Below are 22,238 nucleotides of genomic sequence, written 5' to 3'. Positions count from 1 at the left end.
CGGTACGGACACCGTTCAGGCGCTCAGCGCTGGATCGCCACGAGGTTGGCCTCGACGCCGGCGCCCTCGAGCTTCTTCTGCTGCGCCTCGGCCTCGTCACGCGTGTCGAAGGGCCCCAGGCGGACGCGGAACACGGTACGGCCGGACTGCTCACGTTCCATGACCTTGGCGGAGAAACCCTGGATCGCCAGCTTGGCGCGCTGCTGCTCGGCGTCTTCCATGCGCGTGTAGGCGCCGGCCTGGACGAAGAAGCTGCCGCGCGAGCCGTCGGGACGCGCGCCGTCGGCGCGCGGCTCGGTGGGACGCTGCTCCGGCTTGACGGACGGGATCTGGCTCTGGGCCTGCGGCTGAACCGCAGGGGCGCGTTCCACCGGGCGGCCTTCGACCGCCGGTGCCGGCGTCGTGCCCGTGCTGACCTGCGGGGCCGGCTGGGTCGCGGGCGGCGCCACCGCCGGCGTCACCACGCCCGACGCGGCCTTCGCGCCGGCGCGGCCGGCCAACGGCGCGTTCGGGTCCCAGTTCCGGTTGCGTTCCGCTTCCTGGGCGTCCTGCTCCGCGGTGCGCTGCGGCAGCTTGTTGACGAACGGCACCGGGGCCTTCGTCACGTACAGGGCCACGCCCAGCGCGATCCCCAGCCCCAGCAGCAGGCCCACGATCAGGCCCATGGCGAATCCGCCGCGCTGCTTCTCTTTGCTCATTGCTGCTCCTGCGAGTCACGTTCCATCGCGTCCGGGGCCGACACCCCCAGCACCGCCAGCGCGTTGCGCATCACCTGCCGCGTCGCGGCCAGCAGCGCCAGGCGCGCGCGCGTCAGGGCCGGGTCGTCGCCCAGCACGCGTTCGGCGCCATAGTAGCTGTGCAGCGCGCCGGCCAGGTCGCGCAGATAGAACGCGACGTCGTGCGGGGCCAGGTCTTGCGCCGCCGCCGTCAGCATGCGGGGATAGTCCGCCAGCTTGAGCATCAGCGCGGACTCGGTCGGCGCGGTCAGCAGCGACAGGTCGGCGCCGGCCACGGACACCTCGTCATGACCCTGCTCCGCACCCTTGCGCAGCACCGAGCAGATGCGCGCATGCGCGTACTGCACGTAGAACACGGGGTTCTCGTCGTTGGCCTTGAGCGCGAGGTCGATGTCGAAGACGAACTCGGTGTCGGCCTTGCGGCTGATCAGGAAGAAGCGCACCGCGTCGCGGCTGGTCCAGTCGATCAGGTCGCGCAGCGTGACGTAGCTGCCGGCGCGCTTGGAGATCTTGACCTCCTGGCCGCCCTTCATGACCGTGACCATCTTGTGCAGCACGTAGTCGGGGAAGCCGGGGGGGATGCCGACGCCGGTGGCCTGCAGGCCGCCGCGCACCCGGGCGATCGTGCCGTGGTGATCGCTGCCCTGCACGTTGATGCACTTGGAGAAGCCGCGCTTGAACTTGTTGACGTGGTACGCGACGTCCGGGACGAAGTAGGTGAAGGTCCCGTCGGACTTGCGCATCACGCGGTCCTTGTCGTCGCCGTAATCGGTCGAGCGCAGCCACAGCGCGCCGCCGTCTTCATAGGTCTTGCCGTTAGCGATGATGCGCGACACGGCGTCCTCGACCTGGCCGCCGCTGTACAGCGAGGACTCGAGGAAGTAGTTGTCGAAGCGCAGCCCGAACGCCTGCAGGTCCAGGTCCTGCTCGTGACGCAGGTAGGCCACGGCGAACTGGCGGATGCCGTCGAGGTCCTCGATGTCGCCGGAGGCGGTGAACTCGCGGTCGTCCCGCCTTCACCGTCTCCTGGCGCAGGAAGGCGTCGGCGATGTCCTGGATGTAGTCGCCGTTGTAGGCCGACTCGGGCCAGCCGGCATCGCCCGGCTTCAGGCCCTTCAGGCGCGACTGCGTGGACTGCGCCAGCGTCGCGATCTGCACGCCGGCGTCGTTGTAATAGAACTCGCGGCTGACCTTCCAGCCTTGCGTCGCGAACAGGTGGCAGAGCGAATCGCCCAGCGCCGCCTGGCGCGCATGGCCGACGTGCAGCGGGCCGGTCGGGTTGGCGGAGACGAACTCGACCAGCGCCGACGTGTCGCGCGCCGGCTGATGGCCGAAGCGCGAGGTCGCCGCGAACACTTCGCCGACCACGGCCTGCCGGGCCGCGGGCTTCAGGCGGATGTTGATGAAGCCGGGGCCGGCGATCTCCAGCGCGTCGACCCAGCGCTCGAACGCGGGCTGCGCCTGCAGCTGGGCGATCAGCGTCTGCGCCAGTTCGCGCGGGTTCTTCTTCAGCGCCTTGGACAGCTGCATCGCCGCGGTACAGGCGAAGTCGCCGTGGGAGGCTTGCTTGGGGTTCTCGAAGGCGGCCGCGGGCGCGGCGGCGATGAGGCCGGCGTCGACGGCCTCCTGGCTCAGGCCCTGGAGCACGGTGCCGAGGGCGGCGAGCAATTCCTGCTTGGCTTGGATCATGGGGCCGCATTTTAGGGGACCTCCCCTGTAAGAGACCGTGTGCCCCCCTTGCCCGCACCCTCTCCCTGGGGCAGGATGGCCCTCCGATGAGCGCCTCCGACGATCTCCGTCCCTCCGCCTTTTCCGATTCGACGCTCGGCGGACTGGCCGACCTGCCGGAGCAGATCGGCAAGTACCGCGTGCTGAGACGACTGGGCGAAGGCGCGACCAGCGACGTCTTCCTCGCGATGGACGACTTCAAGGGCCAGGAGGTCGCCATCAAGCGCATGCGCACCTGGTCGGCCGGCGGCCGGCACCGAGGAAGACACGCTCAGCATCCGCTTCTTCGCCGCCGAGGCCGCGCTGGCCGGCCGGCTGCAGCACCCCGAACGTCGTGCAGATCCTGGACGCCGTGCAGGACGGCGACCTGCCGTATCTCGTCATGGAGTTCGTCCACGGCGTCACGCTGAAGCACTTCTGCCGCAACGACCGGCTGCTGCCGCTGGACCAGATCGTCGAGCTCGGCTTCAAGTGCGCGATGGCACTGTCGTATGTCTTCCGCCAGGGCGTCGTCCACCGGGACATCAAGCCCGCGAACCTGCTGGCGGTGCTCGACAACCAGGGTCAGGTCACCGACGTCAAGGTCAGCGACTTCGGCAGCGCGCTCAACCTCAACGCGGACATGACGCAGGTGCATCGCGTCGGCTCGCTGGCCTACATGCCGCCGGAGCAGATCGAGGGCGGCGACGTCGGCGCGCAGGCCGACATCTATGCGCTGGGCGCCGTGTTGTACCACCTGGTCAGCGGCCGGCCGCCCTTCGACGCGCCCAACCAGATGGCGCTGATGCATCAGATCTACCACCAGGCGCCGCAGCCGCTGCTGGGCCAGCGCGGCGGCGTGACGGCGGAACTGGACGCGGTCATCCAGCGGGCGCTCTACAAGCACCCGTCCGAGCGCTACCCGGATTGGGAGTCCTTCGGCCAGGCGCTGTCGGAGCTGGTCGCAAAGCAGTTGGTGCCGCTGGCGCGGCTCAACGAGGTGAAGGACTCGGAGCGCTTCAACCTGCTGCGCGGGCTGGAGTTCTTCGCGGGCTTCGGCGACGTCGAGCTCTGGGAGGTCGTGCGGCGTGCGCGCTGGCGCCGCTATCCGCTCGACTACCTGCTGTTCAAGAAGGGCCAGGAAGGGAACACCTTCCACATCATCACGCAGGGCGAGGTCGAGGTCTGGCGCGACGAGGCGCTGGTCGCGACCCTGGGCACCGGCACCTCCGTCGGCGAGATGGCCTACCTGGCGCCGAATCCCGATCTGCGCCGCCACAGCACCGACATCCGGGTGACCCAACTTTGCACAACCGTGTCCTTCACGCCGGAGTCACTGGGGCAGCTCAGTCCCGAGTGCCAGCACCGCTTCGACCGGGCTTTCATCCAGGTTCTTGTCAGGCGACTCCATCTCGCCCATGAGGCGCTGGCTTCTCCGCGCCGGATCATGTGAGTGGTCATCTGACTCGCGTCGGGAAGCGCGAGTCGAATGGATGTCAGCCGGTTCCGGTCACCGGGTTTCTTGACGTACGTCAACCGCACTTGAGGACGGTTCGTTCGTATGCTCAACTGCTGCACAGGTCCTTCCCCAAACCCCCTGTAGCCCCGTAGGAGAGAGTGATGAAACACCTGACCCCGACCTCGCTGTTCGCCGGTGCCTTGCTGGCCCTGGCCGCGCTGGGCGCGCACGCCGCGGACGACGCGAAGAAGGCGCCGTCCGAGAAGCAGTTGAAGCAGCAGCAGTTGATGAAGAGCTGCAACGCCGACGCCAAGGACAAGTCCGGCGACGAGCGCAAGGCCTTCATGAGCGCCTGCCTGAAGGGCGAGACCGCCTCGGGTCCGGCGAAGACCGCTCAGCAGACCAAGATGACGACCTGCAATGCCGACGCCAAGGGCAAGACCGGCGATGCGCGCAAGGCGTTCATGAAGGAATGCCTCTCGGCGAAGTAACGCGACGCCGCATTGGGCGCCCCGCCTCGTTGCAGATCGTCGCCATGGCGCCGCCATGGCTCCGGTCTGCGTCTGGCGGGGCATCCCAATGCGACGCCGCGTTCCTCCGCCGACTGAGCGCTACTTGACCAGCACGCCGCGCGCGAGCATCACCGCGGCGATCGGGATCAGGATCAGCAGGTGCGCCTGCATCATCACGAGGCGGCGCGTGGCGCGCACCTCGGTCTCGCTGGGCAGGCCGCCGCCGCCGTCGAGCGTCTTGAGCCAGCGCCGGTAGGTCAGCGTCGGCTTGATCGAGATCAGCCCGATCACGACGAACATCCCGAACTTGAAGTGCAGCAGCGGCTGGTGCCAGTACCAGCCCAGGCCCTTCATGCCCCACCAGGTGCGGGCCAGGCCGGTCAGCAGCACCGCCACCGCGGTCATGCCGTAGATCATGTCCAGCCTCGACAGCCGACGCACGACGGCCGGATTCATCCATTCGCTGCGGCACAGCGCCGCCTGGCTCGACAGGAACACGACCAGGCTGAGGATGGCCACGATGTGCAGGCCGGCGAGCAGGGCTTCGAGGGTCATGGGGTCTCCCAGGTGGAGGCACGCGCCCAGTAGTCGGGGCTGCCGTGGTGCTCTTTCAGGAAGTCTATCCAGAGCCTCACCCGCAGCGGCAGGTGCTTGCGCTGCGGCAGCACGGCGAAGATGCCGTTGGGCGGCGCGGCGAAGTCGTCGAGCACGCTGACCAGTTCGCCCGCGCGCAGTGCCGCGGCCACTTCCCAGGTGCTGCGCCAGGCCAGGCCGAGTCCCTGCCGGCACCAGTCGTGGAGCACCTGGCCATCGCTGCAGTCGAGCCGCCCACTGGGCCGCAGGTGCTGCACCTGGCCGTCGATGCGGAAGGCCCAACCCCGCGTCTGGCTCGCGTCGGAACTCAGCGTCAGGCATTCGTGCCGCATCAGCTCGGACGGATGCTTCGGCGTGCCGGCGCGCTTCAGATAAGACGGCGCGGCCACGCACAGGCGTCGGTTGTCGGCCAGGCGCATGCTGATCAGGCTGGAATCGCTGAGGTCGCCGACACGCACCGCGCAGTCGAAGCCCTCGTTGACGATGTCGACGACGCGATCGCTGAGGTTCAGCGACACGCTGACCTCCGGATGCCGCGACAGGAAGTCCGGCACCAGCGGTGCGACGTGGCGCCGGCCGAAGCCCGCCGGCGCGGTGATGCGCAGGTGTCCGCTGGCCTTCACGCCGCCGGCGCTGACGCTGGCCTCCGCGCTGGCGAACTCGGCAAGCAGGCGTTGGCAGTCCTCGAGGAAGGCGATCCCCTCGTGCGTCAGCGTGAGCTTGCGCGTCGTGCGCAGCAGCAGCTTCACCCCGAGCCGCGCCTCCAGCGCGTCGAGGCGGCGACCCATCACCGCCGGCGCCACGCCCTCGGCCTGGGCCGCGGCGGTCAGGCTGCCCTTGGTCGCGACCAGGGCGAAGGACTCGATCTGTTTGAGGCGGTCCATGGGCGACGATTGTTGGCCCGTTGCGCCGCCCGGAGCAATGAATGACGACCCTGAGCGTTGTTATTTGTGCAAAAAAGTCAGGGATCTTCGACCAGGGCCGACATGAATCGGCACCCCCGCACGTCCTACAGTCGACGGACCGCTGAACCGTTGAACCGCCTTTGGGAGTCGCCATGACCGCACGCAGCCAACACCACCGTCTCCAGGTCGATGCCGCCCTGGCCCGTTTCATCGAAACCGAGGCGCTGCCGGGCACCGGCGTCGAGCCAGCCGCGTTCTGGCAGGGCTTCGACGCGCTGGCGCACGAGCTGGCCGCGAAGAACGCCGCGCTGCTGGCCGAGCGCGACCGGTTGCAGACCGAGATCGACGGCTGGCATCGCGCCCATCCTGGCCCGATCACCGACATGGCCGCCTACCAGGCCTTCCTCAAGCAGATCGGTTATCTGGTGCCGCTGCCGGCGGACCCGAAGGCGACGACCGCCAACGTGGACGCCGAGCTCGCGATCCAGGCCGGTCCGCAGCTGGTGGTGCCGATCCTGAATGCCCGGTACGCGCTCAACGCGGCGAACGCGCGCTGGGGCTCGCTCTATGACGCGCTCTACGGCACCGACGTCATTCCCGAGACCGACGGCGCCGAGCGCGCCGGCGGCTACAACCCGGTCCGCGGCGCGAAGGTCATCGCCTTCGCGCGCCAGGTGCTGGATCAGGCCGCGCCGCTGACGGGCGCGTCGCACGCCGACGCGACGGGCTACACGGTCAGCGGCACCGCGCTGTCCGTTGCGCTGAAGGACGGCCGCACGGTCGCGCTGGCCGATGCGGCCCAGTTCATCGGCTATCTGGGCGATGCCGCGGCACCGGCCGCGATCCTGCTGCGCCACCACGGCATCCACCTCGAGATCCAGTTCGATCGCACCTCGACGATCGGGCAGGGCGACGCGGCCGGCATCTCGGACGTGCTGATGGAATCGGCGCTGTCGACCATCCTCGACCTCGAGGACTCGATCGCCGCCGTCGACGCCGAGGACAAGCTGCTGGCTTACCGCAACTGGCTGGGCATCCTGCGCGGCTCGCTGACCGAGGAGGTCAGCAAGGGCGGCCGGACCTTCGTCCGCCGACTGAATCCGGACCGCGTCTACAAGGCCGCCGGCGGCGGCGACGACGTCGTGCTGCCGGGCCGCTCGCTGCTGTTCGTCCGCAACGTCGGCCACCTGATGACGAACCCGGCCATCCTGCTCGACGGCGATCGCGAGATCCCCGAAGGCATCCTGGACGCCGTCATCACGACGCTCATCTCGATCCACGACCTGAAGCAGCTTTCGGGCTCGGGGCTGCGCAACTCGCGCCGCGGCTCGATCTACATCGTCAAGCCGAAGATGCACGGCCCGGCCGAGGTCGGCTTCGCCAACGAGCTGTTCGGCCGTGTCGAGCAGTTGCTCGGCCTGCCGGCCTCGACGGTCAAGCTGGGCATCATGGACGAGGAGCGCCGCACCAGCGTCAACCTCGCGGCCTGCATCGCCGCGGCGCCGAGCCGCGTCGCCTTCATCAACACCGGCTTCCTGGACCGCACCGGCGACGAGATGCACACCGCGATGCTCGCCGGTCCGATGCTGCGCAAGGGCGACATGAAGGCCAGCGCCTGGATCCAGGCCTACGAGCGCAACAACGTGCTGACGGGCCTGAGCGCCGGCCTGCGCGGCCGCGCCCCAGATCGGCAAGGGCATGTGGGCGATGCCCGACCTGATGGCCGCGATGCTCGATCAGAAGATCGCCCATCCGAAGGCCGGCGCCAACACCGCCTGGGTGCCCAGCCCGACCGCCGCGACGCTGCACGCGCTGCACTACCACCAGGTCAACGTCGCGCAGGTCCAGCAGCAGATCGAGGCCGAGGCGCCCGGCGTCGATCGCGCCGAGCTGCTCCAGCGCCTGCTCACGATTCCCGTGGCGGCGGCCCCGTCGTGGAGCGACACGGAGAAGCAGCAGGAGCTCGACAACAACATCCAGGGCATCCTCGGTTACGTGGTGCGCTGGATCGATCAGGGCGTCGGTTGCTCGAAGGTGCCGGACATCAACCAGATCGGCCTGATGGAAGACCGTGCGACATTGCGCATCTCGAGCCAGCACGTGGCGAACTGGCTGCACCACGGCGTCGTGACCGAACAACAGGTTCGGCGACATTCGAACGGATGGCAGCCGTTGTCGACAGCCAGAACGCTGGAGACCCGCTGTACGCACCGATGGCCGGCCATCCAGACAGCATGGCGTACCAGGCGGCGCTCGATCTGGTGTTCAAGGGACGTGAGCAACCGAGCGGCTACACCGAGCCGCTGCTGCACGCGTGGCGGCAGAAACGCAAGGCCGCCGGCAACGCCACCGGTCACTGAATGACGCGGCAACGGTAACGATCTGCAGCGTATCGCCGCCATCGTGCGGCGTACGTCTCCACATGCGAAAGCGGCCTCCGGGCCGCTTTTCTCGTTGCGGCCCTGTCACTTTCAGCACTTCGGCAAAACCAGTCCGAGTGACTTTCGGCATACGCATGCCCTGCGACATACCGCAAAGGGCGAAACATGAACCTTCAAGCATGGGAAACCCTTAGGGGAGGGCCCTGGGGTGGACGGCATTTCCTGTTCCTTAAAGTTTCTTCACTTACGCGCAGTGTCCGGTGACAAAAACCCATCGGCTCAGCAATCATTTTTGCCATTTCACGGAACAGGCATGACCCCTTCGCATCAACTCCGCCGCGTCTGCATCGCTACCGCGATTGCTGCGGCTTCGATCGGCGCCGCGCAAGCCCAATCGGCCACGCAGCTCGAACGCATCGAGATCACCGGCTCCGCCATCAAGCGCTCGATCGCCGATGAAGGCGCCCTGCCCATTTCCATCATCAAGGCGGAAGAACTGCGCCAGTCCGGCGTGACCAGCGTCGAGCAGATCATCGACCTGCTGGCCTCGAGCCAGTCGAGCAGCACGGGCTCCAACTCCATCGGTTCGAGCACCGGCGGCGCGGCCTACGCCAACCTGCGCGGCCTGGGCACCAACAAGACCCTCGTGCTGCTGAACGGCCGTCGCATGACGGCCTTCGCCTTCGGCGCCACCGCGGTGGACCTGAACTCGATCCCCTTCGCGGTGATCGACCGCGTCGAAGTGCTGCGCGACGGCGCCTCCGCCGTCTACGGCACGGACGCCATCGGCGGCGTCATCAACTTCATCACCAAGACCAGCTACCGCGGCGGCCAGGTCGTGGTGGGAAGCGACCCGTCCCAGCGAGGACGGCGGCAAGAAGGAAGGCGCGTCCGTCACGGTCGGCTTCGGCGACCTGGAGAAGGACCGCGTCAACTTCTGGGCTTCCTACGACAAGCGTCGCCAGGACCGTGTCCGCGCGCTGGACCGTGACTTCTCCAAGACCGGCATCATCCGCGAGCGCGGCGTCGCCGGCAGCTCGGGCACCACCTTCCCGGGCAACTTCACGCAAGGCACCGGCGGCGGCAACCCCAGCGCGCCGGGCTGCCAGGCGCCGTTGTCGGTCGCCAACCCGACCAACGCCGCGAACTGCATCTTCGACTTCAGCTCGACGATCGACATCATCCCGGACGTCGACCAGGAAACCCTGGCCGGCCGCTTCACCTTCAAGCTGAACGAGAACCACCAGTTCTCGCTCGAAGGCACGCAGACCACGAACGACAACACCTCGCGCGTTGCGCCGGATCCGGTCACCGGCATCACGATGCAGCCGAGCAACCCCTTCTTCCCGCGCACCACGCCCGGCATCAACCTGACCCAGCCGATCAGCGTCGGCTGGCGCATGGTGCCGGCGGGTCCGCGCACGAACGGCGCGCATTCCGAGGCGCAACGCCTGGTGGCCGACCTGTCCGGCGTGATCCTGGGCTGGGACTACAAGCTGGGCGCGCTCTATTCGCGCAGCACCGCCAATGACGCCGCCGTCGACGGCTACGTCAACGCGCCCTTCGTGCGCGCCCAGGTCGCCGCCGGCAACCTGAACCCGTTCGGCGAAGCCACGCCGGCCCAGCTGGCGATCATCCAGCAGGCCAAGCGCGCCGGCGTCTTCGCCAATGCGCTCGGCACGACCAAGAGCGTCGACGCCCGCGTCAGCAAGGAGATCTTCGACCTGCCCGGCGGTCCCGCCGCGGTCGCCATCGGCGCCGAGTTCCGCAAGGAGTTCTACAAGAGCGACACCAACGACGCCGTCGTGCTGGCGATCCCCTCGGCCGGCCGCTCGCCCAACCATGTCGGCGGCGAACGCGACGTGAAGGCGATCGGTGTCGAACTGCTGCTGCCGGTGCACAAGATGGTCGAAGTCCAGCTGGCGCTGCGCACCGACGACTACTCCGACGCCGGTCGCACGACCAATCCGAAGATCGGCCTGCGCTTCCAGCCGATGAAGGAACTGGCGATCCGCTCGTCCTACAACACCGGCTTCCGCGCCCCCGCGCTGGACGACCTGTACGCACCGCTGGCGGTCACCTTCACGGCCGGCGCCAAGAACGACCCGCTGCTGTGCGATGCGCAGGGCAAGCCGATCACCTCGGCAGGGGGCATTGCCAGCCGCGATTGCGGTCAGCAACCCCAGGTGCAGAACGGCGGCAACGCCAACCTGAAGCCGGAAAAGTCCAAGACCTTCACCCTGGGTGCGGTCTTCGAGCCGATGAAGGCGCTGACGCTGTCGGTCGACTACTGGAACATCAAGCTGCGCGACCAGATCGACGTGCTGCCGGTGGACTCGATGCTGGCCAATGCGACCCGCTACGCCGACCGCATCATCCGCTGCAACCAGCTGCCCGCCGCCGAGCAGGTCAACCTGCAGCGCTGCGGCGGCCTGTGGGCCAACAGCCCGGCGATCGGCTACCTGATCACGCACAACGAGAACATCGGCCGCGTGAAGACGGACGGCCTGGACCTGAGCGCTGCCTACAGCCAGAGCCTGGGTGGCTTCGGCAACCTGTCGCTCGGCTACGACGCGACCTACGTCCACCGGTACGACTACCAGACCAGCCCGGCCGACGCGTTCAAGACCCGTCTGGGCGTCTACAACGACGGCAGCGTGGTGTTCCGTTGGAAGCACAACGTGTCGGCGGCCTGGGCGATGAACAACTGGGGCGCTCGCCTGGCGATCCGCCACCAGTCCGGCTACCGCGACCAGAACGATCCGACCACCGTCGTGGGCGGCCCGTCGTTCTACGGCAATGTCGACTCGTACACGCTGGTCGACCTGTCGGGCACGTACAAGTTCAGCAAGGCGACCTCGCTGACGCTGGGCGTGAAGAACCTGTTCGATACCGATCCGCCGTTCTCCAACCAATCCTCGCGCTCGCAGCGTGGTTACGACCCGCGGTACTCCGACCCGCTGGGCCGGGCCTTCTTCGTGCGCGCCGCGTACGGTTTCTGATGAATCCCTGACAAACCCTTCCGGCCGCCTGTGGCAGCCGGGATACTGTTTGTTGCTACTCAACAACGAGTTGGGCGCATGATGAATCGGGCAATCCTCGGGAGAGGATTGCCCGCCGATACCCCTGCATGGCCGGAAGTCACCCGTGACGCCGGTCATGCAGGGGTATCGGTCCTTCCGGGGATGCCCCGTTTCCCGGGGACCGGTACTGCCTCAATTGGTAGGAACCCGCGCCGGTTGTCGAATTCCAGTCATTGACACTTCTTTCACGCGACCTTCACGCAATTCTGCGGACCAAGGTCGTCCGGACATGTTTCGCGCGACGTCACAAGCGCCGCCGCTCGACACCTTTAGGAGTGTTTCTTTGAAGACCAAACTGAACGCGGTGAGCCTGGCAGTCGCCGCCACCATTGCAATCGCGTCGTCGGCCGCGATCGCCCAAGCCCAGGACCAGACCCAGCTGGAGCGCGTCGTCGTGACCGGCTCGGCCGTGAAGCGGATCGCGGTCGAGGGCTCCGTGCCCGTGCAGACCGTGACCCGTGCCGAAATCGAACGCAGCGGCGTGACCTCGGTGGTCGAGCTGATGCAGAACCTGTCGTCCGTGCAGGGCGGCATCACCGAGGGTGACACCGTCGGCGGCGGCGGCGGCGGCCAGGCCACCGTGTCCATCCACAACCTCGGCGGCGATCGCACGCTGGTGCTGCTGAACGGCCGTCGCCTGATCGGCGAAGCCGGCGGCGCGGTGGACCTGAACATGATCCCGCTGTCGATCATCGAGCGCGTGGACGTGCTGACCGACGGCGCTTCGGCGCTGTACGGCTCCGACGCCGTGGCCGGCGTGGTGAACTTCATCACCCGCACGAACTCCACCCGCAAGACCATCGCCGCGGAAGTCTCGATCCCGCAACACAAGGGCGGCAAGGAACGTCGCGCCTCCCTGTCCGGCGGCTTCGGCGACCTGGACAGCGACGGCTTCAACATCATGGCCGCGCTGTCGGTCGACAAGCGCGACTCGCTGACCGCCAGCCAGCGCGACTTCAGCAAGACCGGCGTGATCAACTTCGGTCACAACGGCAACGAGTACCAGTTCTTCAACGGCTCGCCGTCCGCCATCCCGGGCAACGTGAACGTGCCGGTGCGCAACGCCGACGGCACGCTGGGCTCGGACCTGCGCAACGTGTACCTGGCCCAGAACGGTTCCTGCGCGGAGCGCAACGTCCAGGTCGGCGCGTCCTGCTACTTCGACTACGCCGGCACCGTGGAAGCCTTCCCGGACCGCGAGCGCACCAACTTCTTCGGCTCCGGCACGGTGAAGCTGGGCAGCCAGCAGCTGCGCGCCGACGTGCTGCTGGGCAAGACCAAGACCAGCGGCAAGATCGCCGCCGTGCCGGGCGCGGTCGCCGTGGACCCGAACGGCCCCTTCGCCGCCGAACTGGCCGCGGTCGGCTACACCCCCGCCTACCTGACCTCGATCGGCCTGGACCCCAACCGCATCGCGTCGGTGTCGTACCGCGCCTTCGACCTGGGCAACCGCACCAGCACCTTCGAGCGCGACAACAAGGCGTTGTGGCTGCAGCTCGACGGCCAGGTGGCCGGCTGGGACTACACCGCGACCGCCGGCTACCAGCGCGCGGAAGTCGAGGAAAGCAACTCCGGCTACCCGCTGGCCAAGGCCTTCGGCGCCCTGCTGCGCAGCGGCGTCTACAACCCGTTCGTGCTCGCCGGCCAGCAGTCGCAGGCCGCCAAGGACGCGGTCAAGCAGATCATGATCTCCGGCGTCTACGACACCGAGACCAGCACGCTGTTCAACGCCGACCTGCGCGCCTCGCGCGAGCTGTTCTCGACCTCGGCCGGCCCGGCCTACCTGGCGCTGGGCGCCGCGTTCCAGAAGGACAAGGTCACCGACGATCCGGGCGCCGTGGCGCGCGGTGAGGGCGGCGTCAACGGCGACGACCAGCGCTTCGGCGACAGCACCGTCGTGATCCCCTACAGCGCCAGCCGCGATTCGATGGGCGCCTTCGCCGAGCTGATCGTGCCGGTGGTGAAGAACCTCGAAGTCACCGCGGGCGTGCGCTACGACAACTACCGCCACGTCGACAGCGCGGTCAACGGCAAGGTCTCGTTCAAGTACACCCCGGTGCCGGAAGTGCTGGTCCGCGGCTCGGTCGGCACGGGCTTCCGCGCCCCGACGCTGCGCCAGCTCTACCGTCCGCTGCAGGAATTCGGCGTGACCGCCACGCCCTACGACTGCACGCCGGAAATGGCCGCCGTCGCGGCCAGCCTGGGCGCGGCCTGCCAGCCGGGCAGCAAGCAGTACAACGTCTACACGGGCGGCGTGGACTCCGTGAAGCCGGAAGAGTCCAAGCAGGCGACGCTGGGCTTCCGCGTCGAGCCGACGAGCACCTTCTCGTTCGGCGCCGACTGGTGGTGGGCCGGCATCGACAAGACCTTCGGTTCGGTCGATGAGAACGAGGCGTTCAACAACGCCCAGAAGTACTCCAACCTGTTCCTGGTCTACACCGACCCGGTCACGGGCGAGAAGTTCCTGGCCTACAACGCCAGCACGACCAACCTGGGCAAGCGCTTCGTCAGCGGCATCGACTTCGACGTGACCGGCCGGTTCGAACACCCCGATCGGCCGCCTGACGTCGAACCTGCACGCGACCTACATGCTGAGCGACAAGCGCCAGCTGGTGGCCGGCGAACAGTACTTCTCGACCCTCGCGGACAACCACCCGTCGATCGGCGAAGTGACCTTCCGCTGGAAGGGCCAGCTGAGCAACACGCTGGTGACCGGCAACTGGGCGAACACGGCCAACATCAACTTCCAGTCGGGCTACAAGGACTTCCCGACCGAAGTCGAGAACCTGGCCAACGGCGATGTCGACGAGGTCCGCCTGAAGGTCAAGCCGTACGTGACCCTGGACTGGCAGACCGCCTACACCTGGAACAAGCAGCTGACGGTCGCCCTGGGCATCAAGAACGTGTTCGACAAGGAACCTCCCCTGTCGCTGCGCGCCAACGGCGGCCACATGCTGGGCTTCGACTACCGCTACTACAGCCCGATGGGCCGGACCTTCCAGGTCAAGGCCAGCTACGACTTCTGATCGCGATCGCGACGTCCCGCCGCACCACGGCGGGGCATCGGCCGCTTCACGACAAGGACTCCTCCGGGAGTCCTTTTTCTTTGGCTGCCACGGGCATGAATTCGTCGCAAGCCCTCATGGCACTTATGTCCACGTTAAGTATTGTTTCCATCCCCCACCAGTAATTCGTAAATCATTGGATCTACGAACATTTTCCATATTCATCAAATTGAATCGATAAATTCACTGTTGCTGTCCGCATACGAATCTTCTCAATCTCTTAACACCCGACAAACGGTCAATAAACGTTTAGGGCGACCACCGACCGAAACCCCGCAATTTGAAATCCGACATTTCAATGCGAGTTAAGCGTTCGTAAATTCCGAAACTGTGGCGCAGGTACGACCGAACCGTCACCAAACGGTAAGGAGAAACCCGCAAAAACAGGCCGTTTCGGCGCGCACGGCTCCAAATTCGCGCGCTTTACGAACAGGCACCTATGACCTCTGGCAATTCGTCAGCACACTTTTGTCAGGCCTCGCGATGCGGGGCCGTTTCAATTCCGGCTCGCCGCACCCACGAGGAGGGCGGGCGCTCTCCCTAGAGGTGCATATGTACAAGCTGAACGCGGTGAGCCTGGCAGTCGCCGCCACCCTCGCGGCCGCGTCCTTCCCGACGCTGGCGCAGAGCGACAACTCCACGCTGGAGAAGGTCGTGGTCACGGGGTCGGCGATCAAGCGCATCGACGCCGAAACCGCCGTCCCCGTGACCGTGGTCAAGATGGACGACCTGCGCAAGTCGGGCGTGACGTCGGTCGAACAGATCATGGCCAACCTGACCTCGGTCCAGTCGTCGACGAACACGGCCCAGTCGATCGGTTCCAGCAGCGGCGGCGCGAGCTTCGCCGACATGCGCGGCATCGGTGCCGACAAGACCCTGGTGCTGCTGAACGGCCAGCGGATCGCGAACAACGCGGTGGACGGCTCGGCACCCGACCTGAACATGATCCCGTTCGCGGCCATCGACCGCATCGAAGTGCTGCGGGACGGCGCCTCGTCGCTGTACGGCACCGACGCCATCGGCGGCGTGATCAACTTCATCACCAAGTCGAGCTACCAGGGCGTCACCATCACCGGCGGCTATGACTCGCCGCAGCACGCCGGCGGCAAGACCCGCAGCGTGAACGCCGGCTTCGGCTACGGCGATCTGGAGACGCAAGGCTTCAACGTCTTCGGCTTCGCCAGCTACAAGAAGACGGACAACATCTCCGGCTCGCAGCGCGACTTCAACAAGCGCGTCGTCGGCGGCCTGTCGTACAGCACGGATCCGGCGAACTACACGCAGGACTTCGAGCATTACTACAACCCGACGCTGCCGGACTGCTCCGGCACGCAGGTCAAGAACGTCAACGGCGAGTGCCGCATCGTCACCCCGGCCTTCGTCGACTTCCAGCCCAAGACCGAGGTGTACTCGGGCATGCTCAAGGGCTCGCTGGCGGTCAACAAGGACCTGACGCTGGGTGCCGAGGTCTTCGCCACCCGCAGCAAGGTCACGACGCTGGTCGCGCCGGTGCCTTACGGCGGCTACTACATCAATCCGGGCACGGCGTACTACCCGACCGGCAACACCAACATCAGCGGCACGTTCGACGACGGCAGCGCCGGCGCGCCGGCGTTCGCACCGACCAGCGCGTTCCCCAACCCGGTGAACGTGCAGCCGGGCTTCGTCTACGTGCTGTGGCGCGACTTCCCGAACGGCTCGCGCGCCCAGATGAACCAGAACGACCAGCAGCGCCTGCTGCTGACCGCTGAAGGTGCGACGCTGGGCTGGGACTACTCGGTCGCGACCTCGTACAACCACAACAAGGTGCAGCAGTTCCTGACCGGTGGCTACGGCGATGGAGACATGATCGGCGAAGGCCTGCTGGAAGGGATCATCAACCCCTTCGGTGCCCAGACCGCCGCCGGCACGAAGCTGCTGCAGGACGCCGCCCTGAACGGCAAGCTCCAGCACGCCATCGGCGAGGTCTACGACGTCAACGCCCACGCCAGCCGCGAGTTCGGCGACTGGTTCGGCGCCGGCCGCTCGACGCAGCTCGCGTTGGGCGTCGAAGCCCGCTACGAGAAGTTCAAGTCGGTCGCCGAGCCCGACTTCGCGTCGAAGGTGGAAGTGTCGACCGGCGTCGCGCCGGACTCGCACGCCGAAGGCTCCCGCAAGGTCTACGCGCTGTACGGCGAGTTGAACCTGCCCGTGCTCAAGACCCTGGACATCACCGGCTCGCTGCGCTACGACAAGTACAGCGACTTCGGCAGCAGCACCAACCCCAAGCTGAGCTTCCGCTTCCAGCCGATCAAGGAAGTGCTGTTCCGCGGTTCCGCCTCGACGGGCTTCCGCGCGCCGACGCTGTATGAGCTGTACGGCAACCCGGCCTTCACGAACACCGCCGGCAACTACGCCAACCCGATCACCTGCCCGGACGGCACGACCGGCTCGCAGTGCTCGGCGCAGTTCCAGGTGCTGAACTCGGGCAACCCGAACCTGCGTCCTGAAAAGTCGCAGAGCCAGACCCTGGGTGTCGTCGTCCAGCCGGCCAACAACCTGAGCGTGGGCGTGGACTTCTGGTCCGTGCGGCTGAAGGACTCGATCGGCGCGATCCCGCAGTTCGCGCTGTTCAACAACTACGCCAACTACCCGCAGCTGCAGCAGTACTTCCACCCGACCGGCACGGGCCAGCTGTCGGTGATCAGCAACTGCCCGAGCGCGCAGTGCGGCTACGTCGACCAGACCCTGCAGAACCTCGGCAAGGTCCGCACCAACGGCCTGGACTTCAGCACCCAGTACCGCCTGTCGTCGCAGATCGGCGCCTTCGACTTCGCGCTGAACAGCACCTACGTCAACAAGTACGAGTTCCAGGACTTCAAGAACGGTTACTGGGTCTCGGCCGTGGGTCAGTACGGCGAGTCGGGTCCGGTCTTCCGCTGGCAGCACAACTTCGCGACGAACTGGCACTACAACGACTTCGGCGGCGGCTTCGTCGTCCGCTACAAGTCGGGTTATGTCGACTTCGACCCGAAGGCCCATCCGTTCGTCCCGTCGTACACGACGACCGACGTCTACGGCACGTGGTCGCCGGCGAAGGCCCTGTCGCTGACCGTGGGCGTGCGCAACCTGTTCGACCGCGATCCGCCGTTCACCAACCAGACCGACCTGTTCCAGGCCGGCGGCTGGGACTCGCGTTACGCCGACGCGACGGGCCGCGCGTACTACATCCGCGCCACCTACAACTACTGATCGCCGGCGAGGCCGGGACGCTTCGGCGTTCCGGCGTCCCGCGCCAGTGGCACGAAACGAGAGGGATCCTCCTCTCGTTTTTTTCGTCCGTGCCCAGCCACGGCGCGACGGGTGGGAATCGCCGGTCCCGGCGGGTCGGCAGGCTCCCTAGAATGGGCGGTTCCTCGTCTCCGTTCGAAGCGCCCACATGTCCGTCGAGTCTCCCGCGGGTCTGCCCGCCGCCTGCCAGATCCTCATCATCGGCGCCGGCCCCGCCGGCAGCGCGGCGGCGCGCTGGCTGGCCAAGGCGGGCGTGGACGTGGTGTTCGCCGACCAGCAGCCGCTGGGTCGCGACAAGGTCTGCGGCGACGGGCTGATCCCGGACGCACACAAGGCGCTCGACCGCCTGGGCCTGCTGGACCGCGTGATGGCCAGGGCGCAACGCTCGGCGCACGTGGGTTGCATCGGGCCGCGCGGCGGCCGGATCGACGTGCCGGGTCACCTCGCGGTGCTGCCGCGCAAGCAGCTCGACGAGATCCTGAACCTCGGCGCGCAGGAGGCCGGTGCGCGATTCCTGGCGCCGGCCCGCTTCGAAGCGGCGCTGGAAGACGATCAAGGCCGCGTGCGCGGCGCGCGGCTCACCATCGACGGCCAGCCCCACGAGATCGCCGCCGACTGGGTGATCCTGGCCACCGGTGCCGTGCCCAAGGCCCTCACGGCCGCCGGCATGTGCGAACGCCACACCCCCAGCGGCGTCGCGCTGCGCGGCTACGTGCGCGCGCCCTCGATGGTCGGCGAGATCAAGGCGCTGGAGGTGGTCTGGTGCAAGCCGGTGCAGCCGGGTTACGGCTGGATCTTCCCGGCGCCGGACGGCAGCTTCAACATCGGCGTCGGTGTGACCGACAGCCACAAGGACATGGCCGGCAAGGGGCAGAAGAAGGACGTGAACCTGCGCGCCATCTTCGATGCCTTCGTCGAGCACTACCCGCCCGCGAAACGGCTGATGGCCGAGGGCGAACTGATCGGCGAGCTCAAGGGCGCGCCGCTGCGCTGCACGCTCAACGGCGCGCGCTGGACACGGCCCGGCCTGCTGGTCACCGGGGAGGCGGCCGGCTCGACCTACTCGTTCACCGGCGAGGGCATCGGCAAGGCGATGGAGACCGGCCTGCTGGCCGCGGAGGCCATCCTGGCGCACCGGGCCGGAACGACGGCCGCCGCAGTCGACGTCCAGGTCCGCGAGCAGTACGAGCAGGGCCTGCGCGCACTGCAGCCGAAGTACGACCTCTATGAGCGCGGCAACCGCGTGAACCGCTTCCCTTGGCTGGCGGACCTGCTGATCTGGCGCGCGCAGAAGAGCCCGCGCCTGCTGAAGCGGATGAGCGGCGTGCTCAACGAGACCAGCAATCCCGGCAACCTGGTGAGCCTGAAGGGGCTCACGCGGCTGTTCCTCGAATGAGATTCGGCAAGTCGCCTAGGATGAGCGCCGCGACCTGAGCCTGGAGAGACCGCGATGTGCCAGCTGATGGGCATGAACGCCCGCCGACCGACCGATGTGATGTTCAGCTTCGCCGGGTTGGCGACGCGGGCGCACGAGCACAAGGACGGCTTCGGCATCGCGTTCTTCGAGGGCCGCGGGCTGCGGCATTTCGTCGACCACCACAGCGCGCGGGTCTCGCCACTGGCGGAGCTGGTCAAGACCTACCCGATCCGCAGCGACGTCGTCATCGCGCACATCCGCAAGGCGACGCAGGGCGTCGTGTCGCTGGAGAACACGCACCCGTTCGTGCGCGAACTGTGGGGCCGCTACTGGGTGTTCGCGCACAACGGCGACCTGAAGGGCTTCACGCCCCGTCTGCATGCGGCGTTCAAGCCGGTCGGGCAGACCGACAGCGAGCAGGCCTTCTGCTGGCTGATGCAGGAACTGGCCAAGGCGCACGCCGACATGCCGGCGATCGAGGAGCTGAACCACACGCTGCGCGAGCTGCTGCCGCGTCTCAACGGCCACGGCACCTTCAACATGCTGCTGTCCAACGGCCAGGCGCTCTGGGCGCACGGCTCGACGAAGCTGCATTACCTGCTGCGCCGGCCGCCGTTCGGCCACGTCACGCTGCAGGACGAGGATGTGAGCGTCGACCTGGCCGCCAAGACCACCGAGGACGACCGCATCGCGATCGTCGCCACCGAGCCGCTCACGCGCGACGAGGCTTGGCTCCCCATCGAGCCCGGCACGCTGAAGGTCTTCGTCGGCGGCGAGCCGCTCTGCTAGCCGTGGCGGCCGGTGCCCCGTGAAGCGAATGCCGAGCGTGAGGAGGCGATTGAGCGGAACGGGGCACCGGCCGCCACGGCGTCCGCTCGGTCGCAGTCGGCCAACCCTCGCAGTCGGCCAACCGTCGCTGCCGACCGCCATTCGCCGCATCCGGAGGCGCTTGCCGGACCCCTCGCCTAGACTCGCCCCATGACTTCGCCCAGCGCTCCCGCCGACGCGGTCCCTGACGCCAAGCCGCCCGTGGCGGCTGGCACCGCGGCACCGACCGCCACGGCAACGGCCCCATCGGCCGACGCCGGCACCGTCCAGGTCGACTGGACCCAGTGGCTGTTCCCGGGCCCGCGGCGCACGTTCAGCGAGGCGGAGATCGAGCGCTCCGGCCTGAAGCGGTGGTCCACCGCCATCGACAGCTACGTGATGAGCAACGTGCTGGTGCTGGGGCTGGTCTTCTACACGATGCTGCCGCGCGAGCTGGCGCATGTGATCCTGATCGGCGGCCTGGCGATGGCGTCGGTGGGACTGGCCGTCGCGCGCTGGCTGTGGCGCCAGCCGACCCGCACCCGCTTCAACGGCGCGACGCTCGCGCTGAGCGTGCTGATGGTGCTGTTCACGCTGGGCATGGTGAAGGCGGGCTTCCGCGAGGAAGCCCGCGACCTGCTGCCCTTCGTGGCCGGCGGGATGACGCTGACGGTCTCGTCCTGGTGGTTCCTGACGCTGTACCGGACGCAGCAGCTGGGCGCGCGGCTCGCGGAGCTCGACGCCCAGGACGAGCGCATCGCGATGGCGCAGCGGCTGGCGACGGCGCAGATCCAGCCGCATTTCCTCTTCAACACGCTCGCGTCGCTGCAGCACTGGGTCGACACCCGCGACGACCGCGCCGGGCCGATGCTGCGCTCGCTGACGCGCTATCTGCGGGCGACGCTGCCGATGTTCGAGCAGGACCGGCTGCCGCTGGAGCAGGAGCTCCAGATCGTGCGCAGCTACCTGGACATCATGCAGGCGCGGCTGGGGCAGCGCCTGAGCTGGTCGCTGGACACCGACGAGACGGCGCAGGCCGCGATCGCCCGCACGAGCCTGCCGCCGGGCACGCTGCTGACGCTGGCGGAGAACGCGATCACGCACGGCATCGAGCCCAGCCTGCGCGGCGGGCACATCGCCGTGCGGGTGAAGGCGGCGGACGGGCACTTGCGCCTGGAGGTGCAGGATGGTGGCCAGGGCCTGCCGCCAGGGGCGTGCGAGGGTCTGGGGCTCGCCAACACGCGGGAGCGGCTCCGCGCCCAGTTCGGCGCCCGCGCCGCGCTGGGCCTGGAGTCGGGTTCGGCAGAAGCGCCCGGGTGCCTCGCGTGGGTCGAGGTGCCGACCGCCTGACGGTCGCAGGATCGGCGGCCGCCGTCGGGACAGTCCGAAGGACACATCGAAGACCTCATCGGTCACATCGGGGAGACAACACGCATGACGACAAAGATCCGCACCCTGATCGCGGACGACGAGGAAGGCCCGCGCGAGCAGCTGCGCGCCGCGCTGGCCCGGCTGGCGCCGGAGATCGAGATCGTGGCGGCGAGCGTCAACGGCTGCGACGCCTGGGACGACTGCCTCGAACATGAGCCGCATCTGTGTTTCCTGGACATCCGCATGCCGGGCATGTCCGGCCTGGAGGTCGGACAGCGCCTGTCACAGCTGGCGGAGCCGCCGCAGGTCGTGTTCGTCACGGCCTATGGCGACCACGCGCTCTCGGCCTTCGAGGCGGGCGCGGTCGACTACGTGTTGAAGCCGGTCGAGGATGCGCGGCTCGAGCAATGCCTCCAGCGACTGCGGCAGCGGCAGGCCTCCAACGGCACGGCCTCCGATGACGACAGATCGAACGACGGCGAGGACAGACGCGCGACCTCGGCGGCGATGCCCGCGGCCACGCTGGAACTGCTGCGCCAGCTGCTGCCCGCGCAGCGGCCCTCGATGCGCCCCATCCAGGCCAGCCAGGGCCGCGAGATCCAGCTGATCGCCCCCGACGACATCCTGTTCTTCCAGAGCGACAGCCGCTACACCCGCGTCGTGCATCGCGACGGCGAGGCCTGGATCCGCACCGCGCTCAAGGAACTGCTGAGCGACCTCGACCCGGGCGTGTTCTGGCAGGTCCACCGCTCGGTGCTGGTCAACAGCCGCTTCATCACCAGCGCGACGCGCGTCGACGAGAACACGATGCAGCTCTCGCTGAAGGGCTGCGTGGAGAAGCTGCCGGTATCGCGGCAGTTCCAGGGCTTGTTCAAGGGCCAGTGATGCGGGATCGCCGCACGCGACGAGGCCTCCAGGCAACGACGCTGC

The 22,238-nt window shown here is 67.8% G+C and carries 14 protein-coding genes and 2 pseudogenes; 12 read left to right on the top strand and 4 right to left on the bottom strand.

What is annotated here, in order from left to right:
• Positions 1–23 precede the first annotated feature (23 nt).
• On the bottom strand, positions 24–698 hold the full coding sequence (locus tag ACFJIX_RS08475; protein WP_377159131.1) for an SPOR domain-containing protein: 675 nt from the start codon (positions 696–698) through the stop codon (positions 24–26).
• Positions 695–2,426, bottom strand: a pseudogene (gene argS, locus ACFJIX_RS08470) (arginine--tRNA ligase). Before argS ends, ACFJIX_RS08475 begins: the two are co-directional and overlap by 4 nt.
• Before the next feature lie 86 nt (positions 2,427–2,512).
• Between argS and ACFJIX_RS08465 the strand changes: the two are divergent.
• The 3 genes from ACFJIX_RS08465 (at position 2,513) to ACFJIX_RS08455 (ending at position 4,394) form a co-directional block, all read left to right on the top strand.
• Positions 2,513–2,875, top strand: coding sequence for a hypothetical protein (locus ACFJIX_RS08465; RefSeq protein ID WP_377159130.1), 363 nt, complete (start codon positions 2,513–2,515; stop codon positions 2,873–2,875).
• Entirely contained in the window at positions 2,800–3,897 is a 1,098-nt protein-coding gene (locus ACFJIX_RS08460) for a serine/threonine-protein kinase (RefSeq protein ID WP_377159129.1), read from the top strand. Before ACFJIX_RS08465 ends, ACFJIX_RS08460 begins: the two co-directional genes overlap by 76 nt.
• 167 nt (positions 3,898–4,064) lie before the next feature.
• Entirely contained in the window at positions 4,065–4,394 is a 330-nt protein-coding gene (locus ACFJIX_RS08455; protein ID WP_377159128.1) for a PsiF family protein, read from the top strand.
• A gap of 120 nt (positions 4,395–4,514) precedes the next feature.
• On the opposite strand, the gene ACFJIX_RS08450 is transcribed toward ACFJIX_RS08455, so the two are convergent.
• Positions 4,515–4,970 (bottom strand): DUF2214 family protein, encoded by a 456-nt coding sequence (locus ACFJIX_RS08450; RefSeq protein WP_377159127.1) that lies wholly within the window; start codon positions 4,968–4,970, stop codon positions 4,515–4,517.
• Positions 4,967–5,893, bottom strand: a complete 927-nt coding sequence (locus ACFJIX_RS08445; RefSeq protein ID WP_377159126.1) for a LysR family transcriptional regulator — start codon at positions 5,891–5,893, stop codon at positions 4,967–4,969. Before ACFJIX_RS08445 ends, ACFJIX_RS08450 begins: the two co-directional genes overlap by 4 nt.
• A gap of 173 nt (positions 5,894–6,066) precedes the next feature.
• Between ACFJIX_RS08445 and ACFJIX_RS08440 the strand changes: the two are divergent.
• From ACFJIX_RS08440 to ACFJIX_RS08400, 9 genes and pseudogenes are all read left to right on the top strand, one after another.
• Positions 6,067–8,274: pseudogene (locus tag ACFJIX_RS08440) on the top strand (malate synthase G).
• A 334-nt stretch (positions 8,275–8,608) separates the two neighbouring features.
• On the top strand, positions 8,609–9,286 hold the full coding sequence (locus ACFJIX_RS08435) for a TonB-dependent receptor plug domain-containing protein (protein ID WP_377159125.1): 678 nt from the start codon (positions 8,609–8,611) through the stop codon (positions 9,284–9,286).
• 124 nt (positions 9,287–9,410) lie between these two features.
• The gene (locus ACFJIX_RS08430) at positions 9,411–11,297 is read left to right on the top strand and encodes a TonB-dependent receptor domain-containing protein (RefSeq protein ID WP_377159124.1); all 1,887 of its coding nucleotides are present in this window, start codon (positions 9,411–9,413) and stop codon (positions 11,295–11,297) included.
• Positions 11,298–11,661: 364 nt separating this feature from the next.
• Complete coding sequence (locus ACFJIX_RS08425) at positions 11,662–14,568, top strand: TonB-dependent receptor domain-containing protein (RefSeq protein WP_377159123.1); 2,907 nt, start codon at positions 11,662–11,664, stop codon at positions 14,566–14,568.
• Between the two features lie 427 nt (positions 14,569–14,995).
• Complete coding sequence (locus ACFJIX_RS08420) at positions 14,996–17,674, top strand: TonB-dependent receptor plug domain-containing protein (protein WP_377159122.1); 2,679 nt, start codon at positions 14,996–14,998, stop codon at positions 17,672–17,674.
• Positions 17,675–17,861: 187 nt separating this feature from the next.
• Positions 17,862–19,109, top strand: a complete 1,248-nt coding sequence (locus ACFJIX_RS08415; RefSeq protein WP_377159121.1) for an NAD(P)/FAD-dependent oxidoreductase — start codon at positions 17,862–17,864, stop codon at positions 19,107–19,109.
• A 54-nt stretch (positions 19,110–19,163) separates the two neighbouring features.
• The gene (locus tag ACFJIX_RS08410) at positions 19,164–19,919 is read left to right on the top strand and encodes a class II glutamine amidotransferase (RefSeq protein ID WP_377159120.1); all 756 of its coding nucleotides are present in this window, start codon (positions 19,164–19,166) and stop codon (positions 19,917–19,919) included.
• Positions 19,920–20,108: 189 nt separating this feature from the next.
• Entirely contained in the window at positions 20,109–21,287 is a 1,179-nt protein-coding gene (locus tag ACFJIX_RS08405) for a sensor histidine kinase (RefSeq protein ID WP_377159119.1), read from the top strand.
• Between the two features lie 84 nt (positions 21,288–21,371).
• Complete coding sequence (locus ACFJIX_RS08400) at positions 21,372–22,193, top strand: LytR/AlgR family response regulator transcription factor (RefSeq protein WP_377159118.1); 822 nt, start codon at positions 21,372–21,374, stop codon at positions 22,191–22,193.
• Positions 22,194–22,238: the final 45 nt, after the last annotated feature.

This window comes from Roseateles sp. UC29_93 (assembly GCF_042695725.1).
Classification (GTDB): domain Bacteria; phylum Pseudomonadota; class Gammaproteobacteria; order Burkholderiales; family Burkholderiaceae_C; genus Roseateles; species Roseateles noduli_A.
This window is presented reverse-complemented; position numbering and strand designations above follow the sequence as displayed.

Excerpts from the sequence above, each read along its gene's own strand:
- ACFJIX_RS08475 (WP_377159131.1), bottom strand. The coding sequence starts at position 698 with ATGAGCAAAGAGAAGCAGCGCGGCGGATTCGCCATGGGCCTGATCGTG.
- ACFJIX_RS08465 (WP_377159130.1), top strand. The coding sequence starts at position 2,513 with ATGAGCGCCTCCGACGATCTCCGTCCCTCCGCCTTTTCCGATTCGACG.
- ACFJIX_RS08455 (WP_377159128.1), top strand. The coding sequence starts at position 4,065 with ATGAAACACCTGACCCCGACCTCGCTGTTCGCCGGTGCCTTGCTGGCC.
- ACFJIX_RS08450 (WP_377159127.1), bottom strand. The coding sequence starts at position 4,970 with ATGACCCTCGAAGCCCTGCTCGCCGGCCTGCACATCGTGGCCATCCTC.
- ACFJIX_RS08445 (WP_377159126.1), bottom strand. The coding sequence starts at position 5,893 with ATGGACCGCCTCAAACAGATCGAGTCCTTCGCCCTGGTCGCGACCAAG.
- ACFJIX_RS08435 (WP_377159125.1), top strand. The coding sequence starts at position 8,609 with ATGACCCCTTCGCATCAACTCCGCCGCGTCTGCATCGCTACCGCGATT.
- ACFJIX_RS08420 (WP_377159122.1), top strand. The coding sequence starts at position 14,996 with ATGTACAAGCTGAACGCGGTGAGCCTGGCAGTCGCCGCCACCCTCGCG.
- ACFJIX_RS08415 (WP_377159121.1), top strand. The coding sequence starts at position 17,862 with ATGTCCGTCGAGTCTCCCGCGGGTCTGCCCGCCGCCTGCCAGATCCTC.
- ACFJIX_RS08410 (WP_377159120.1), top strand. The coding sequence starts at position 19,164 with ATGTGCCAGCTGATGGGCATGAACGCCCGCCGACCGACCGATGTGATG.
- ACFJIX_RS08405 (WP_377159119.1), top strand. The coding sequence starts at position 20,109 with ATGACTTCGCCCAGCGCTCCCGCCGACGCGGTCCCTGACGCCAAGCCG.
- ACFJIX_RS08400 (WP_377159118.1), top strand. The coding sequence starts at position 21,372 with ATGACGACAAAGATCCGCACCCTGATCGCGGACGACGAGGAAGGCCCG.